We start from the raw sequence: 17,236 nt of genomic DNA, 5'->3' as shown, positions 1-17,236 counted from the left end.
GTTTTCTAGGGACAATGAGCCAGGAGGGCGAGCAGGAGCAATCCGACCGGAAGAAGTACGAGTTCCGGAAGGTTCTCGAGGATCTCAAGGACTTCGACGGCTCCGGGACGCAGCTCGTAACGATCTACGTACCTGAGGATAGACAGATCAGTGACGTCGTCCAGCACGTCACACAGGAACACAGCGAGGCGGCCAACATCAAGTCCAAACAGACGCGGACGGCCGTCCAGGACGCGCTGACGAGCATCAAGGACCGACTCAAGTACTACAAGAACCCGCCCGAGAACGGGATGGTGCTGTTCTCCGGCGCGGTCGACTCCGGCGGCGGTCGCACCGAGATGGTCACGAAGGTCCTCGAGAGCCCGCCCCAGCCGGTCGAGTCGTTCCGCTACCACTGCGACTCCGAGTTCCTCACCGAGCCCCTAGAGGAGATGATGGCGGACAAGGGCCTCTACGGCCTGATCGTCCTCGACCGACGCGAGGCCAACGTCGGCTGGCTGAAGGGCAAACGCATCGAACCCGTCAAGTCCGCCTCTTCGCTCGTCCCCGGCAAGCAGCGCAAAGGTGGCCAGTCCGCCCAGCGATTCGCCCGCCTGCGACTCGAGGCCATCGACAACTTCTACCAGGAGGTCGCGGGGATGGCCAACGACCTGTTCGTCCCCAAGCGCCACGAGATCGACGGCATCCTCGTGGGCGGTCCCTCGCCGACCAAAGACGAGTTCCTCGACGGCGACTACCTCCACCACGAACTGCAGGACGAGGTGCTCGGCAAGTTCGACGTCGCCTACACCGACGAATCCGGCCTGAAGGACCTGGTAGACAACGCCGAGGACGCCCTGGCCGACGCCGAGGTGATGAAGGACAAGAAGGTGATGGAGACCTTCTTCGAAGAACTCAACGCGGGCGATCAGGCGACTTACGGCTTCGAGCAGACCCGCCAGAATCTGATGATGGGCGCGGTCGACCGCCTCCTCATCAGCGAGGACCTGCGAAAGGACGTCGTCACCTACGACTGTACGGAGTGTGGCGCCACCGAGCGCGAGGTGATCGACCGCCGGAAGTCGACGCCGACCCACACCTGTACCGACTGCGGCACCGACCTCGAGGCGACCGACGAGGACCGCGAGGACGCCATCGACCACCTCATCGAGATCGCCGAACAGCGGGGCACCGAGACCAAGTTCATCTCGACGGACTTCGAGAAGGGCGAACAGCTCTACAACGCCTTCGGCGGCTTCGCCGGTTTACTCCGTTATAGCACTGGCGTCTAATCCGTCTGCCGAGATGACCTTCGTCTCGGTCACCGCTGTCGCCGGGGTCGCCATAACCATGAGCGACTACACACGAGTCAGGCCGTCGAATCGCACATCACCGACCGACGTGTTGACGACCATGATGAACGACGGCACATGCATGAGCGACGTTCCGTCTCGCCATACCAAAAAACGGCGGTAGGTCTGCCCCTATCCGCCGTCGAAGTCGTTGATCGCGTTATAGTAATTCGCGCACATCCCATTAGGTTCATCGCAATACCCCTTTCGGGGAAATGGCCGCACGCGGCTGTGACACCGCTGCGCGGCTATCGTCACGTTCAATCGGCCGTTTGATTCTGACTCTGATTCACCGGGGGTTGTTTCTCTTCCCACTCGTCACCAAACGCTTGCGCGCCTTCGTCCGCGCCCAGGTTGATACCGTCCTCACGAGCATCTTCCGGACTCTCCCACTCCTCGAGTGGCCACGGCTCTTGTTCGTACGGATCACCCGTCAGTGATTCGTTCGGGTGAATCATCGCGGCTTCGTTCTCTACCTCCGAGTCATAGGCGTGGTTGATTCCTTCGTGATAGCCTTCGAAGTATGCCCGGATCATCGCAGCCGCCTCTGCACGTTCTTCATCGGTCCACTCGTCGTCACTCGAGTTTCCGTCGTCGGCGATGGACACCGCCACCTGTGCAGTGTCGATGTCAACCCGTGGGTCGATCCCAACTCTCACGTTGAACGTATCACCGTCTTCGTATCCCTCAGCCACATATTCGAACGTCAGTGTCGCGGTTTCATCACCGTCGATACTGAACGTAGCAGCGTCGATCTCGTCTCGCGGCTCACCGGCAAAGAACCGAACAACGCCGTCACGTTGGTCTTCTTCGGTGGTCACTTCCGCCGTCACTGTGACCGTCTCTCCGGGGGCTATCGTCTCGTCATAGTCAACGATATCAATTGCGGCGTGTCCAAACTGGTTCCCGCTATCGTTCGGGGCCCTGCGTGTCTCGTTCGCGTCTTCACCGCTCGAGTTGCCGTCACCGTCGCCTACGTCTATCGGGTACTGCCGGTCAGTGCTGTTGTTTTCCTCCGCGTCACTATCCGAATCGTCACCGGCTGGGTCTGTAACGCCGTCAGTTGCGTTCTCATCGTCTCCGTCATCCGAACTACTCGAGTCACCGTCACCGCTGTCAGACCCATCATCAGGGCCATCAGAATCGTTCGTCGCTGCATTACTCGAGTCGTCGTCTAGATCGTCCGATTCGTTCTCGTCATCTGTGCCCGGTAGCATATCGGGTCGGTCGCTGCCGTCCTGTATCGCTGGTAACTCCGCGCTGTCGAGTGTACCGGTTCCATAGAGAACCGCCCCGATCATCAACGTCATCGCACTAAGCGCGAGAATAGCCGCCAGTGCGTACTGACCAGCAGTCATGCCTCCGTTGTCGTCCGTATCCGGTTCGGTTGTGTGCATCATTACTCCCTCCTTTCGGGAATCGCTTGAGAAATTGTGACATAGACTCAAGCGGATGAAGGGCAAATTTGTCAGCGGTTAGTTATTATCTCAGTACAATAAACCGCGGGCATATGCCGAATATGGGCCGCTGTACACCAGTTAGAGATACAAACCGTCCGTGAATACAGCGAAAGCGGTGATTAGCGCCGGGAGCGGCTACGCTCGCGCGCGAGGAAACTCGGGTTCCCGGATTCGAAAGGTCATCGCGTTCCCGGATTCAAAACGTCAGCGAACCAGCGCTCCGTCTCAGAGCGTTCCGCGGAGACGGACCGCGTCCGCGGTGATCTCTTCGATGCTGCCCTCATCGAGCGGATGGGCTTCCTCGCTTCTGGTCCCCCAGCCGAGTTTCGCGGAGATCGTCTCTGTCAGACTCGGATCGCGTTCGATGTACCCGCGGCCGTCGTGGACGTCTACGAGCCGACCGACTTCGGTCCCGTCGGTGTTCAGGACCCGCTTTCCCTCGTCTGCTTCGGTGAGCGTCTGCTCGGTCATGTTCGGGACGGTCGTTCGTGCCTCGTTGTGGTCAGTCCGCGTCCCCCCTCGACGCGCTGCCGAACGGACCGCTCGTTCGTGACGCGGAGCGCGCGAGCAATAAATCGCCCAAACCGTTCCGGGGGTCACGGTGATCGTTATCGGCCGCGCGACCGACACCGCTCGAGTACGGCATCCTTACATCGTCGGGCCGGGGCTGGGGCTCGCTCGCGGTCGCCTCCAACAGAAGGGTTATGGCGGTAGTCGCGTATTACCAGTCAATCCATGGACGAATCCTCTCCCTTTGCCGCCTCGTTCGACGACCCCCGGATCACTCCCCAGTTCTGCCGTCGGGTCTCCGGAACGTCGGGCGACTGTATTCTTCTCGGCGTCGTCCACGACCACCCCGCAAGCATCGCGCGCGTCGAACGCGTCCTCGAATCGGTCGTCCCCGACACGCTCGCCCTCGAGTTGCCGACGGCCGCCCTCCCGCTGTATCGAGCGTACGCTCGCGACGACGGCGAGGCGCCGCCGCGCTTCGGCGGCGAGATGAGCGCCGCCATCCGCGCGGCGCCCGAGGCGACCGTCGCCGGCATCGACGCGCCGAACTGGTCGTTCGTCCGCCGGCTCGTGACGCGGCTGATCGCCGACCGCGTCTCGCCGGCGACGGCGCGTCGCGTCCTCTCCGGACTCGGCGGTGCGACCCGGGAGGCGCTGACCTGCCGCGTCGCCGCGACGCTGACCCACGCGACGTCGATGACCGTCACTTGCGACGACCCGATCGAGTACGACTGCGACCACGAGGACCCCCCGGAGCGACAGGCGGCCCACGAACGTTCGCACGTCGCCAGCGTACAGGCGCTGCTCGGCAGCGTTCAGACCGACAACAGCGCGCTCACCTACCGCGACGAGACGCGCGAACAGTGTATGATCGACCGCCTCGAGACGCTCCGCGACCGCGAGGGCGACGTCGTCGCGGTCGTCGGCGTCGACCACCTGGAACCGCTCGCGGACGCGCTGTCGGCCTGACGTCGGTCCTGTCTGGTACTGACGTCCGTCCCGCCTGATGCCGTCGTTTCGCTACTCTCCGCTCGAGTCTCCGGTGATCGCAGCGCCGCTCCGGGCGGCGACACTCGCGAAGAAATGGTGGATTACCGCCTGACGGGCGGTTCGATCAGGATTTCGCCGTCGCTCCCGACCGTCACGTAGTGATCGCGAACCGTAAACGCGAGCGTGCCGCCGCTCCGGCGGCGGCCGTCGTGACGCGGGCGAAAGAGTCCGTCCAGCGCGTCGGGGTCGACGGCGTCGTACAGCGTGACGCGACCCTCGGTCACGTCCACGTCTAGACAGTCGGCCAGCGCGTGAACGACGGTCGTACTGAGCGTCGCCGGGCCGTCCGGATCGTGTACTGCGCGGTATACCGATGGAGAGCGGGACTGCGAGGCGGGGTGTGAGGGGCGTCGTTCGTGCATAACTGTTCGGCGTCTCCTCACCCTGTGTGCTTGACGAACAAAAGCGTAATCGTTCATTACCGGTCGGAATACGGGACGGATCGCGACCGTCCCACGGAATACCGACCGTCGGTATTGCTGGCATGCCGGAACGAGACCCGGCGGGGACTGACGACAGAACACGTCCCTCGAGTCCCGTCACTGTCGAAGCGACGAGACGCAGTTCCAGCAGTAGGTGAACGTCTGGTCGGCCTCGTTGCGGACGCCGCAGTGGGGACAGCGAATCGTTTCCCCCTCGAACTCGAGTTCGTGGTCCTCCTCCGGGTCGTCGGAGTCGTCGACGTCGTCGACGGCGGCCGGATAGCGGTCGGGGCCGGGCGAGGTGGGTGGACTCACGCGGTCGGGGTCGGCGAACGAGGCCGACCCCGCGCCGTCGCTGTCGCCGCGTCTGACGTACATGTAGTACAGTAACAGGTGGAGGAGGGCGAACAGCGCCACGTAGCCGACGAGCCAACCCCAGAGCTCCATCACCGTGCTATTTGTTCTCAAGACACTTGGATATTCCCCGCGTCAGCGCGCGTAGAGAGTCGTCAAACGACGAATAAGTCGAGCGACAGATCAGATCGATTCGACGGTCGAACTCCCTAGAGGTCGCGACCGAACTCGTCGAAGGCCTCGAGGTCGTCGGGCAGATCGTACTCGATGCGACGCTGTTCCTGTCGGTTGACGCCGGCCTCGTCGACGGGCGTCGCGACGTCCTCCCAGCCCGGTTTGATCTTGACGCTCTTGGCGGGCATGCCGATGGCGATGTGGTGGGCGGGGATGTCGTGCTGGACGATGCCGCGGGCGCCGACGATGGCGTTCTCGCCGACCTCGCATCCTGCTCGAACCATCGCGTCGTAGGTGAGGCGGACGTCGTCCTCGACGATCGTGTGGTAGTTGCGGACCGCGGTCTGGTCGACGACGTCGTGGTCGTGACTGTAGACGTGGACGCCGTCGGAGACGGAGACGCGGTCCCCGATGGTCAGTTTCCCGCGGTCGTCGAGGTGGACGCCGTCGTGGACGACCGTGTTGTCGCCGATCGTGATGTTGTGGCCGTAGGTGAACGTGATCCCCTTGAAGAACCGGCAGTCGTCGCCGCACTCGGCGAAGAGGTGGTCCGCGAGCATCCGGCGGAATCGCAGGGCGAACTCGACGTTGTCCGCGATCGGCAGGCTGTCGAACTGTCGCCAGAGCCACTGGAGGTGCTTCGAGCGGCGGAACCGCTCCTCGTCCTTCTCGGCGTAGTACTCGCTCTCGAGGGTGGTGTTACAGGGGTCGTAGCTCTGCAGGCGGACGCGCTCGGCCGCCGAGACCGATGCGCCGTTCCGCCAGCGCTCGTAGGCCTCGCGATCGCCCGAGAGGTCGATCAGGACGTCCTCGACGACCGAGCAGGTGTCCTCGTCGCTCGAGAGCCGTCGATCGACCTCGTCGATGAATTCGCGCATCCCGGACTCCGCCTCGTCGGGGAGCGAGACGTACCGCTTTGTCATACCCCGAGGTATCGCCCGCCGACTTCATAGGGGTTCGGTTGTGCGGGCGCTTTGCCGGCCCTCGCCGGGAGTCACACCGGGCCGCCGGGGTGCTCGGCTCGGAAACGGGCCGCGACTGCTGGCGGATCGTCCCAGAACGTCGGAGCGCCGTCGCGTCGCACCTCTCGGAATCGCACCCCGCTCGGGCGATCGTTTCCTTGGCGCAGCGAAGACAGTCTCCCCGATCCGGGAAAACCCTCAATTCCGTCTCGGGTGTACGTCGGGCACGCGCGCCCGCCGCTCGTCGGCGCACGGGAACCATGAGTGACCAACGCCAGCGAGAGCCGGAGGGTATCGACCCGGAGTACGACCACGTCCGCGAGAGCGGCGTCGACGAGGAGCGCCTCGAGTCGCTGCTCTCAGAGTACACGCTGCGCCGGGACGATCACGAGAACGCGCCCGCGTTCGTGATTCGTCCGGACGACGTGCAGGCGGTACTGACGCTGCTTCGCGACGAGGCCGGGTTCGATCACCTCTCGTGTCTCACGCCACAGGAGTACGAGGACCGCTACGAGTCGATCCTCCACCTGACGAAGTACGAGAATCGCACCCACGAGGTCACGCTGGTCGTCCAGTTACCCCGGGATGATCCGGTCTGCCAGACCGCCGAACCGGTCTTCCGCACCGCAGACTGGCACGAGCGCGAGGCGTACGACCTCGTCGGCATCGAGTACGAGGGCCACCCGAATCCGCGGCGCATTCTCCTGCCCGAAACCTGGCAGGGCCACCCGCTCTCGCTCGAGTACGACCAGGAGAAGCCACAGCTCGTCAGCTACACCGAACACGCCAACCCGGTCCAGCCGGACCACCACGACGACGAGTCGGACACGATGTTCCTCAACATCGGTCCGCACCATCCGGCGACCCACGGCGTGCTCCACCTCGAGACCGTCCTCGACGGCGAGACGGTCGTCGACGTGAACCCCGACGTCGGCTACCTCCACCGCTGCGAGGAACAGATGTGCCAGAACGGAACCTATCGCCACCAGATCATCCCCTACGCGGACCGCTGGGACTACACGGCGAACCTCCCCAACGAGTGGGCGGTCGCCCGCGCCATCGAGGACATCGCCGACATCGAGGTCCCCGAGTACGCCCAGATCCTGCGGACGATGTCCGTCGAGTTCGGCCGGATGCTCGGCCACTTCCTCGCGGTCTCCACGTTCGCGCTGGACGTCTACGGCGACTTCACCGCCATCTTCCAGTACGGCATGCGGGACCGCGAGGTCGTCCAGGACATCCTCGAGGACCTGACCGGTCAGCGGATGATGTTCTACTACTTCCGGCTGGGCGGGGTCGCCTGGGACCTCCCCGAGCCTCGCGAGGAGTGGATCGAGAAGTGTCGGGACTTCCTCGACGAACTCCCCGCGAAGGTCGACGAGTACCACGCCCTGCTGACTGGCAACGAGATCTTCCAGCGGCGGACGCTGGGTACCGGAGTCCTCGAGCCCGAGGTCGCCAAGTCTTACGGCTGTACGGGCCCAGTCGCCCGCGGCTCGGGCATCGACTACGACCTCCGGCGGGACGACCCCTACGGCTACTACGAGCACCTGGACTGGGACGTCGTCACCGAGGACGGCTGCGACAACCACGCGCGCGTCCTCGTGCGGATGCAGGAAGTCGAGGAGTCGGCCAAGATCATCGAGCAGTGTCTCGAGCTCATCGAGGACTGGCCCGAGGACGAGCGAACCGTCCAGAGCAACGTTCCCAGGACGCTCAAACCGGACGCGGGCACCGAGACCTACCGCGCCGTCGAGATCGCGAAGGGCGAACTCGGGGTCTACATCCGCGCCGACGGCTCGAACTCGCCGGCCCGGTTCAAGATCCGCAGCCCGTGTTTCCACAACCTCTCGGCGCTGCCGGAGATGTCCGAGGGCGAGTACGTCGCGGACCTGATCGCCACGCTCGGCAGTCTCGATATCGTGCTCGGCAGCGTCGATCGGTAATCCAGAACTTAATCATTCAGGACAACTGTCCGGTTGCTCACAATAGGTCTGCCCGTTACCGCCTTCCATAATAGACGCTTGGCAGTAATCGCGTGCGGTGTGAACACGATCGGCCTTCTTGCTTGATACCCTGACCGACATCCATACAATTTGTCCATCTTTGGTCTACTCTTCGCATTTCACATGACTCAGGTATGACTTATACTCAATAACTAAGTTAATTTAATTATTTAAGCTTTGAAATAAAATATAGAATTGTTATGGATTTCAACAATAAATGTAATTATTTGTGGGTCTTACTCACTGAGTAAAATCGATAGAGCGGTATCTTCGTGCAACTAATTCTATTATCTCTATATCGAGGACAGCAATTTCAACTAGAAAAAGTGAGGAAAAGTATTAAGTAAATCGAAATGAACATTCTATTTGCGATGATGGGAGACAAAACCAATCGGAGAAAAGTGTTAGTATCTACGGCCACTTCAGTGGGCGCAATAACAGGTATTACTGGAACTGCCAGTGCTAGCCATTGTGAACCTAGTTGGTCGAATAATGGTGACCCTAGCAATTATAATGAGGTAAGCGTTGAAGATGATATTACATCAAAAGATTCCGAAAACCGAACTGAAATAGTTAGTAACCTGACTCTGATTGAAAGTCTGATGGACTCTCAAGATAGGTATTTGTACCACTTGGCCGTCTCTGCATACGCTCAGAGGGGTGCTTCAGAATATTGTTGGGGTATGATCAATGGCCATGGGGTCGAAATTGACGTAATATTGGGTTCCTTGTATCCAGCGACAGACTCTGACGAAATATTTGTGGCCCCAGAACCGAGCAGCAACGCACCCCACCATGATGTATCTGGAGATGTAGCATGGAGTGTCATAGCAGGTAGCCTGGGGGCTATTAATCCATATGCTTCAGCCGGTGTTGTTGCTGCTGATATCGTAAAAACAGCAGTATTTGACGATACATCCGAGGTGAATAATAATATGGCGGAATACTGGTGGGGCTATGATAGACAACAAGTGGCAGTAAGTCATTGGGTTGACTTCTATGTGAGAGCAGATCGTGCCGCCGACATTTCTGTTCTGGATAGTGTAACTGAATACGGTGCTGCTAATTGCGATTCTCCTGGCGATTCTGCTTGTGATGATGAATATACTGCAGAAACAAATGAGACAGTAACAGTCTACCCAACATATATGCGTCGGTGGGGGACATCAGGCCCAGGGGCTTATTCTACTGCATCAATTGGGGGTATTAATTGGTCTGAGTTTAAGAAAGGAAAAGAGTTATCGGCGGATGAAAAAAGAGAAAAAAGAATTCCAAACGAACTCCAAAACGATGAGGATATTTACGAAATCGAAAATATATAATGAAATGGTTAATATACGTGATTAAATAACTCTAGGTTATATTTTCCGATAGAAAGAAACAAGCTTCTAGAGTAAGAAAATATAGCTGATCGTGGGTCACCGAAAATTATAGCCCTACTTAAGTCTAGATCCCTTAGGTGAAACCAATGAACTTCACTCGCCGTAAAGCACTCCACATATGTGGATCTGCGTTACTGATTCCCTCAACTGGATGCCTATTCAGAAATGATTCCTCGGAAACGAGGTTAGGTGAAGTATCTGTTTTAAATAGGGGAGAAAGAACATACATAATTAATGTACTACTCATTGATGATAATGGCCCTGTATACTGGGATTCGGTAAATGTTGAACCTTCTGGGGAAGGAGGTAGTTCAAGTGGAGAATTATCATCAGGCATACCAGAATCAAAATCTAGTTATACTTTATATGCATGGAGTGGAAATCAAAATCGGTCAGAATGGGAAGAGCAAGATCTTGGTGAAATCGACTCTGCTTGTGTGAATGTGTTAATTATAGTTGGCAATGGAACAGATGAATCCCAAGGGGACATCGATATCAGGGTATCTGGTGATTGTTCAGGAAATAATGAATGATTCTAGGCCGATCTTCGGTCTCGGTTTGTGCTGCGTCAGGTGAACTTGATTGAGTACACGTCCGCAATCTCGGCGGTGATCTCGTCGAACCGATCGATCGGTACCGGCAGCAGGTGGGGGTTGCGGGCTCCGATCTCGTCGGATAGGTCGTGATGGGAGCGGACGCGGGTCTCGATGTCGGGGGGAACTCGTCGGCGTTGAGGCCGACGAACCCACGGCGACCGCGCGGGCCCAAGTACCTCTGGCCAGCGCCCGGCAGATGCCATTCTGGCCGGCCCAACGAACTACGAGCGGAGCGCGGAACGTATTTGCCGCCGGCGTCCCAGTCACGAAACATGACCGACGAAACATTCGAAGGCTACGGCGGACGATACGTTCCCGACTCGTTGCAGGAACCGCTCGAGCAACTCGCGAACGCGTACGACGAGGTCGCCGACACCGAGGAGTTTCGGTCGGAACTGCGCGGCCTGCTCGAGGAGTTCGCCGGTCGGCCGACGCCGATCTACCACGCGAGCAATCTGAGCGACCGGTACGGCGCGGAGATCTACCTCAAGCGCGAGGACCTGCTTCACGGCGGCGCCCACAAGATCAACAACTGTCTCGGCCAGGCCCTGCTGGCCAAGCGGGCCGGACGCGATCGACTCATCGCCGAGACGGGCGCCGGCCAGCACGGGACCGCGACCGCCATGGTCGGCGCGCTGCTGGGCCTCGAGACGGAGATCTACATGGGGAAGAAGGACGCCGAGCGCCAGGAGATGAACGTCTTCCGGATGCGACTGATGGGCGCCGAGGTCAACGAGGTGACCCGCGGCGACGAGGGACTGGCAGACGCCGTCGACGCCGCGCTCGAGGACTTCGCCGAGAACGTCGAGAACACGCACTACCTGGTGGGCAGCGTCGTCGGTCCCGACCCCTTCCCGCGGATGGTCCGGGACTTCCAGAGCGTCATCGGCCGCGAGGCTCGCGAGCAATTTCAGGAGCGCACCGGTGGGCTGCCCGACGCCGCGGTCGCCTGCGTCGGCGGCGGTTCGAACGCCATCGGGCTCTTCCACGCGTTCCGCGACGATCCGGTCGACTTCTACGGCGCCGAGGGCGGCGGCGAGGGGAGCGACTCGAGCAGACACGCCGCGCCGCTGTCCAGCGGGACGGACGACGTCCTCCACGGGATGAAAACGCGCGTCCTCGACGACGACGTCGAGGTCCACTCCGTCTCCGCGGGACTGGACTACCCCGGCGTCGGCCCCGAACACGCCATGTTCCGCGCGGTCGGGCGCTGCGAGTACACCGGGATCACCGACGAGGAAGCGCTCGCTGCCTTCCGCGAGTTGAGCGAGACCGAGGGGATCATCCCGGCGCTCGAGTCCAGCCACGCGATCGCGCGGGCGATCCAACTGGCCGAGGAGGGCGACCACGAGACGATCCTCGTCAACCTCTCGGGACGGGGCGACAAGGACATGGAGACCGCGGCGTCGAAGTTCGACCTCTCGCAGTAGTCCGTACTGCTGTTATTCATTCAGAGTAGGCGAGCGAGACCAGCGGCCTGACTTCGGTAAGCACGTGTTCGAATTGACCGACGCTTCGTGCGGATCGAACGATCCACGGCGGTGTCCTGCTATCGTGGCAACTGGGGATCGCCACGTCCTCCCCAGCCGATTCGCTCGCGTTGCTCGCTCATCCCTCGCACGGAGACGCCGATCGCCCTCGCATTCGCTCGGTCGACCGCCAGCGCGCGCCTCTGCACCTCAATTCCCCGTTCCGAAGTGGAAAAATCGCGCTAGGCGCTACCGGGAACGCGATGGTCGACCACGCGAACGCTCCTCTTACAGTTTTTTTCGGACGCGATCCGTCAACGCCGCCGCCTCGTCGTGGTCGAGTCGGTCCCGCGTCAGCGACAGCGAGACGCCGTCGTCCGTCGTCCGCGGGAGGAGGTGGACGTGGGCGTGGTCGACGGTGCCGACCAGCGGGCCGCTGGTGTGGAAGACGCTGAAGCCGTCCGGCTCGAGGGTCGCCTCGAGCGCGTTCGCGACATTCCGGATCGTCTCGAAGACGGCCGCCGACGTGGCGTCGTCGACCGTCAGCAACTCCTCGCAGTGGACTCGCGGAACGACGAGCGCGTGGCCCGTCACGGCCGGATTCTCGTCGAGAAACGCGACGGTTCGGTCGTCCGCGGCGAGCACGTGCGCCGACCGGTCGCCGTCGACGATCCGACAGAACTCGCAGTCGTCGGTCATAGGTCGACACTCGTGCGGGTCGACATATATTATTTCCTATAGGAGCCGGGGCCCGCGGCGGAGTCGGCTTCGAGAGCCCGGCCGCGCTCGGTCTCGGTTACCGGCGCGCGCGGCTGGCGGGACGACGCGAACGACTCCTTACAGCAGGCCGTACTCCTCCTGCAGCGTCCGGTACTGCTCGAGGTACCGCTCGGCGACGGCCGACCGATCGTAGTCGGCGAAGCGGTCGTCGACGTCCCGATACTCGAGGTCGCCGGCCTCGAGGATGGCGTCGGCGAGTTCCTCCTCGCTGGTCGTTCGAAAGCCCCGCTCCCGGCCCTCGACGAGTTCGTGGGCGCTCGAGTCGGCGTGGTACTCGACGATGCCGACACAGCCCGCGGCCAGCCCCCAGCACATCTCGGTCGGGAACACGCAGCGTTCGGCCGTCTGAGCGAAGACGTGGGCACCCCGGTAGGCCGCGATGCGCTCCTCGAGGGACCGCTCTCCGACGAAGGTGATCCGATCCTCGATCCGGAGGTCGCTCGCGAGACGCTCGTAGGCCGCTCGCTCGGGGCCATCGCCGACGACGGTCGTCCGCCAGTCGCGGTCGCGAAGTTCGGCCAGCGCCAGCAGCAGGCTCTCGAGGTTTGCGCCCTCGTCGAGTCGGCGAGAGTAGACCACGTCGACGCGGTCGCCCGGCGTCACGCTCCGAATGCGGTCGAAATCGATCGGATTCGGAATCGTCGTGACGAGGTCGCCGTCGGCCCCGCGTTCGCGGACCCGCGTGGCGACGAGTTCCGAGGGCGTGACGATTCGGTCGCCCCGTCCCGTCGCTAGACGGGTCCACCGGTCGTCGCCGATATCCTCGTCGCCGTACCACTCGGCGACCAGCGGGGCCCGCGCGAACCGCACACCCCACCCGGCCGCCAGCAGCACTGTCGGCTGCCGCGCGCTCGCGTGGACGATATCGGGGCCCGCCGCCGCCATATCGAACGGAACCCGCAGACAAAACGACCGACGGGCCGCCGGATCGTCGGTGACGGCGTGATAGGTGACGTCGTCGCGCTCGAGGACCGGCGAGTCGTCCTCCCAGAACCGGGCGCAAAAGAGGTGGACGTCGTGCCCGTGATCGCGGAGCACCTCGAGAATCGTCTGGAGTCGCCGGTTCGTCTCGGTATCGCGGTGGTGGACCGTTTCGCTCGAGACGAACGCGACGCGCATACTCGGTCGGCACGTACCCCCGGGCTATAAAGTCACTTTTTTCTGTCCGTTGCGGGTATCGAGTTCGAACACTTCGACAGATCCCGTTCGAAAGCGTCGTTTGGATCCAAAACGGCCCAGTTACTGTGATAGGGGTCTGGAGTCGACGAACTATCTTCCGCCACATCGCGTTCGTGAATCGTCGGTGATTCGTCCGCATTCTCGCTATTGACGGTGGTCACCTCGTTCTCCGTCGGTTCGTCCGGTTCACCGCCGTACCCTCCGATACCGTATTCCCCGTTACCGTAGTTGATGCCGCTCGAATCGTCACCATTCGACAGTTGGCGTGCAGCGACCGGGACGGCGGCGACGCCGAGGAATTTGAGTGACGTTCGGCGACTGATCACCGAACGCTGACCGTCCTCGTCCGGATCCTGAGTCGAATTGGAGTTCGTACTGATATAGAAACGTGTTATTCTGCCCTTCTTACTGGTCACGAACCAGACACGCGATCACAGCGGCATAAAGACCGAGCTTTACCAGTTCTTCCGTTAAGTGTAGACGGGGAGATTCGCTCACTATTCGAAATGGGGCCGCTCGAGGAGACGAATCGGTGTGAGAAGCGGGTGTAGGACCGACTCGAAGTCTCGTCCGGTCGAGAGTAGCTAGAGTCGGGGGTCAGTTCCGCGGATTCGAACCGACTACTAGTCGGTGGTCTTTGTAATAGACACACGAGTTTCGCGACGGTGATTCCGGACCGCCCCAGTGAGCGACGGGGCCGGCACGATGGTGACCCTGGTCGGGGGTCGTCGTCCATCTGAAGTCGCCTCGATCGTAGACGTTCGCGCCGTCGACCCAGACGCGAACGACGCCGTCCGCGTTCGCCCGAGTTCCGTCGACGGTGTTCATTCGCACGTACGTTTCGATATCGTGCCATTCGCCGGGAGAAAACAGGTCCTCTTCGAGTACCTCTTCCTCTCCGGGTCCGCTTTGCTGATCCATGTGGTACGTGTAGACGTTGAGCCCGAACGATCCAGTTCGCGATCCGTTGTCGATGACGTACAATCGGGACGACCAGCCGTCGGCTCCGGTGGGTGGACCGTCGGTTCCGGATCCCGACGTTCCCCACTTCGAGTTGAGTCCAGCGTTGAAGACTCGACAGTTATCACCCGGCTCCCGAAACGAGAATTCTTCGTCGAGCCGCATTCGAATCGACTGATAGAGTTCGGTCGGTTCCCCCAATCCGTTGGCTGGCAGATCGAAGGTGGTGTTCGTTCCCCAGCTCTCGTTTTGTGGAACGGTTAGCTCTAGCGTCGTTTCCGAAGCGGTCGTTCCCTGCTCGACGAGTTGTGCGCGCTCGGGCCGTTCGACCGAATAGATGTCGGTTATAGCGTCGCACGCATCGTAATTGAGGTCGACGGTGCGGCCCTCGCTGCTCGCCGTCGCTCCGCCGACGCCGGCGAACAGTCCGCCGAGTGTCGCCAGCGCCGTCCCGGACGCCTTCAGATACGATCGCCGGCCCAGTCGACCGGTTCCCGTCGCCTCTCTGACTTCGTTCGATCGCGAGTAATCGCGTTCCATCCTGGACCGGTAATTCGGTATTACCGCCATCAACTTTCTCTTCTAATCGCATTCAACTAATCCAGTGTATAATTATATCCTATTTTTATAACCGTATTTTTCTTCGGTTGTCGCCGTTGACGCGACGAGACCGGCCATCCGACGAGTGCGGTATCCGAAGCGGCGAGGGGGTCGTAAAACGATTTTACTGCGGGATATCGCGTATGACTAGCGTGATCGAAGCCGTCGAACACTGGCTCGAAAGCCCCGGACGTCTCGATGGACGCAGCGATCCGTTTGGTCGACGCCGACTCGAGGCCGTTCGATCGTCGAGAAGCAACGGGCCGCCGGCGAGTCCCATCGAATAGGGGACGGGCCTCTTCGGTGACGACGGGTGTGGCGTCCCGCGTTCCGATGAAACGGACCGATCCACCAAACGGGCTCGAATCCGGATGCTACGACGTCTCGATCCGGGTTTCTGACGCTGAAGCCGAGGTCGCCGTCGTTGTTTTGCTCGCCGGAATCACCGCCTACGGACGCGGTCGACCGAGAGCGCTCGAGGAAGCCTCCGTAAGCGGATACGACAGTGGAAGAACCGAAACTGTCGGAAAGAGCGCTACGCCCGGGTGGCCCGATTACTCGAATTCGGTCGACAGTCGGACTCACGGTGACTACGGAGCGAAATACCGGACAGACGAGTACGTCAGAATCGAAGCGAAATCGATTGCGTTGTATCACGCTGAGTCCGAACCAGCGACGAGATGATCGGACCGCATCGCTCGCTCTCGAGGTCAGTTTCGCATTTCATATCAGAATAGTAACGTACATTCTGCATAACTAAGAACCGATGACAACTACTCGGCGAGAAATATGGGCGGGGCCACTACGTCGGAAGTGACGACGAAAGACACGGGAACGACGGGATCTGTCGTATTCGGAATCGAACACCCGGCTTCCGTTCACCTCTTTCGAAATGCGATCGAAGAACTCCGTGAACGGGGCTGGGACGTTCACGTATTCGTTCTCGAGAAAGACATTGCGGTCGACCTGCTCGAACGCTACGACGTTCCACACACGGTGCTCGCGCGCTACGACGGGTCGAAGGGAGGGCTGGTCACCTCGCAACTCGCGTACGAGTATCGACTCCTGAAAGCGGCCCGTCGAATAGATCCCGACGTCATGGTCGCACAGGAAGGCGTCGCGGTATCTCACGTGGCCCCGTTAGCCGGATCGAAGAGTCTGGTATTTCTCGATACGGAGCACGCGAAGCTTCAGTTACGCCTCCTGCTTCCATTCGCCGATCGGATCTGCACGGCGACGTCGTTTATCGGCGACATCAGTCGAAGGCAGGTCCGGTACCCCTACTATCACGAACTGGCGTATCTCCATCCGAACCGGTTCACGCCGGATCCCGCGGTGTTCGAGGACCTTCATATCGACGCGGACGATCGGTTCGTCGTCCTCCGGACCGTCGCTTGGGATGCTGCCCACGATATCGGCGAGCAAGGCATCGACGATCCGGTGGCACTGGTCGAGGGTCTCGAGTCGATGGGTGCCGAGGTACTCATCACTGCAGAGGGGGAACTACCCGCTCGACTCGAACCCTATCGAACCGACGTGTCGCCCGATGCGATGCACGATCTCCTCTACTACGCCGAGCTGTTCGTCGGAGAGAGTCCGACGATGGCCGCGGAGAGCGCCGTTCTCGGCACCCCCGCGATATACGTGGGATCGCTCGATCTCGGATACACGAACGAACTCGACGAGCGGTACGATCTGGTGTACAATCTCGGTAGCGAAGACGGTGCCGCAAGAAGCCTCGAGCTTGCGCGGGGAATTTTCGACGAACCGGATTCGACGTGGGAGACGCGTCGCGCTCGACTTCTCGAGGACAAAGTCGACGCTACGAGCGTCATTCTGGCAGAGATCGAGCAAATGGTCGACTCATGAGGTCCGGGTATCGGATACCGTGGCGAGTACAGTACCAGTCGCTATCGCGGACGATAGCGTACCTGTTTCCGCTCGCCGCCGTCATCGCAACGGCGGTGTCGTTTTTCCTCGGCTACCGAAGTCTCGGGATCG

17 protein-coding genes are annotated in these 17,236 nt (G+C 60.9%); 8 read left to right on the top strand and 9 right to left on the bottom strand.

From position 1 onward, the window contains the following. Positions 1-14: 14 nt before the first annotated feature. Positions 15-1,271, top strand: a complete 1,257-nt coding sequence (gene prf1, locus J0X25_RS22395) for a peptide chain release factor aRF-1 (protein ID WP_207289741.1) — start codon at positions 15-17, stop codon at positions 1,269-1,271. Positions 1,272-1,591: 320 nt separating this feature from the next. On the opposite strand, the gene J0X25_RS22390 is transcribed toward prf1, so the two are convergent. Together J0X25_RS22390 and J0X25_RS22385 are read right to left on the bottom strand one after the other, a co-directional pair. Beyond that, entirely contained in the window at positions 1,592-2,731 is a 1,140-nt protein-coding gene (locus tag J0X25_RS22390; RefSeq protein WP_207289740.1) for a hypothetical protein, read from the bottom strand. Positions 2,732-3,016: 285 nt separating this feature from the next. Next, positions 3,017-3,262 carry a PRC-barrel domain containing protein gene (locus tag J0X25_RS22385; RefSeq protein WP_207289739.1) on the bottom strand — a complete coding sequence of 82 codons (246 nt, stop codon included), beginning with the start codon at positions 3,260-3,262 and terminating at the stop codon, positions 3,017-3,019. A gap of 264 nt (positions 3,263-3,526) precedes the next feature. Between J0X25_RS22385 and J0X25_RS22380 the strand changes: the two genes are divergently transcribed. Continuing rightward, positions 3,527-4,270: a TraB/GumN family protein gene (locus J0X25_RS22380; protein WP_207289738.1), complete on the top strand. Its 744-nt coding sequence runs from the start codon at positions 3,527-3,529 to the stop codon at positions 4,268-4,270. Positions 4,271-4,392: 122 nt separating this feature from the next. Here the strand turns inward: J0X25_RS22380 and J0X25_RS22375 are convergent, their stop codons facing one another. From J0X25_RS22375 to J0X25_RS22365, 3 genes are all read right to left on the bottom strand, one after another. Continuing rightward, positions 4,393-4,713, bottom strand: coding sequence for a HalOD1 output domain-containing protein (locus J0X25_RS22375; RefSeq protein WP_207289737.1), 321 nt, complete (start codon positions 4,711-4,713; stop codon positions 4,393-4,395). 177 nt (positions 4,714-4,890) lie between these two features. Continuing rightward, positions 4,891-5,220, bottom strand: a complete 330-nt coding sequence (locus J0X25_RS22370) for a DUF7577 domain-containing protein (RefSeq protein WP_207289736.1) — start codon at positions 5,218-5,220, stop codon at positions 4,891-4,893. A 116-nt stretch (positions 5,221-5,336) separates the two neighbouring features. Beyond that, positions 5,337-6,224 (bottom strand): acyltransferase, encoded by an 888-nt coding sequence (locus J0X25_RS22365; protein WP_207289734.1) that lies wholly within the window; start codon positions 6,222-6,224, stop codon positions 5,337-5,339. Positions 6,225-6,523: 299 nt separating this feature from the next. Here J0X25_RS22365 and J0X25_RS22360 point away from each other — a divergent pair, with 299 nt between their 5' ends. From J0X25_RS22360 to trpB, 4 genes are all read left to right on the top strand, one after another. Beyond that, entirely contained in the window at positions 6,524-8,209 is a 1,686-nt protein-coding gene (locus tag J0X25_RS22360; protein ID WP_207289732.1) for an NADH-quinone oxidoreductase subunit D, read from the top strand. A gap of 434 nt (positions 8,210-8,643) precedes the next feature. After that, positions 8,644-9,591 carry a hypothetical protein gene (locus J0X25_RS22355; protein ID WP_207289730.1) on the top strand — a complete coding sequence of 316 codons (948 nt, stop codon included), beginning with the start codon at positions 8,644-8,646 and terminating at the stop codon, positions 9,589-9,591. Positions 9,592-9,737: 146 nt separating this feature from the next. Beyond that, a complete protein-coding gene (locus J0X25_RS22350; RefSeq protein WP_207289728.1) occupies positions 9,738-10,184 on the top strand; it encodes a hypothetical protein in 447 nt (148 codons plus the stop codon). 335 nt (positions 10,185-10,519) lie between these two features. After that, on the top strand, positions 10,520-11,677 hold the full coding sequence (gene trpB / locus J0X25_RS22345; RefSeq protein WP_207289726.1) for a tryptophan synthase subunit beta: 1,158 nt from the start codon (positions 10,520-10,522) through the stop codon (positions 11,675-11,677). A gap of 327 nt (positions 11,678-12,004) precedes the next feature. Here the strand turns inward: trpB and J0X25_RS22340 are convergent, their stop codons facing one another. From J0X25_RS22340 to J0X25_RS22325, 4 genes are all read right to left on the bottom strand, one after another. Next, a complete protein-coding gene (locus tag J0X25_RS22340) occupies positions 12,005-12,415 on the bottom strand; it encodes an HIT family protein (protein WP_207289724.1) in 411 nt (136 codons plus the stop codon). Between the two features lie 138 nt (positions 12,416-12,553). Then, positions 12,554-13,615 carry a glycosyltransferase family 4 protein gene (locus J0X25_RS22335; protein ID WP_207289723.1) on the bottom strand — a complete coding sequence of 354 codons (1,062 nt, stop codon included), beginning with the start codon at positions 13,613-13,615 and terminating at the stop codon, positions 12,554-12,556. A gap of 32 nt (positions 13,616-13,647) precedes the next feature. Beyond that, positions 13,648-14,091, bottom strand: a complete 444-nt coding sequence (locus tag J0X25_RS22330; protein WP_207289721.1) for a hypothetical protein — start codon at positions 14,089-14,091, stop codon at positions 13,648-13,650. A 181-nt stretch (positions 14,092-14,272) separates the two neighbouring features. Further along, positions 14,273-15,175, bottom strand: a complete 903-nt coding sequence (locus tag J0X25_RS22325; RefSeq protein WP_207289719.1) for a polysaccharide lyase family protein — start codon at positions 15,173-15,175, stop codon at positions 14,273-14,275. A gap of 393 nt (positions 15,176-15,568) precedes the next feature. Here J0X25_RS22325 and J0X25_RS22320 point away from each other — a divergent pair, with 393 nt between their 5' ends. Both J0X25_RS22320 and J0X25_RS22315 read left to right on the top strand, forming a co-directional pair. Further along, on the top strand, positions 15,569-15,919 hold the full coding sequence (locus J0X25_RS22320; RefSeq protein WP_207289718.1) for a hypothetical protein: 351 nt from the start codon (positions 15,569-15,571) through the stop codon (positions 15,917-15,919). Between the two features lie 105 nt (positions 15,920-16,024). Then, a complete protein-coding gene (locus J0X25_RS22315) occupies positions 16,025-17,104 on the top strand; it encodes a DUF354 domain-containing protein (RefSeq protein WP_207289715.1) in 1,080 nt (359 codons plus the stop codon). The last annotated feature ends 132 nt before the right edge of the window (positions 17,105-17,236 follow it).

Source organism: Haloterrigena alkaliphila (assembly GCF_017352155.2).
Classification (GTDB): domain Archaea; phylum Halobacteriota; class Halobacteria; order Halobacteriales; family Natrialbaceae; genus Haloterrigena; species Haloterrigena alkaliphila.
This window is presented reverse-complemented; position numbering and strand designations above follow the sequence as displayed.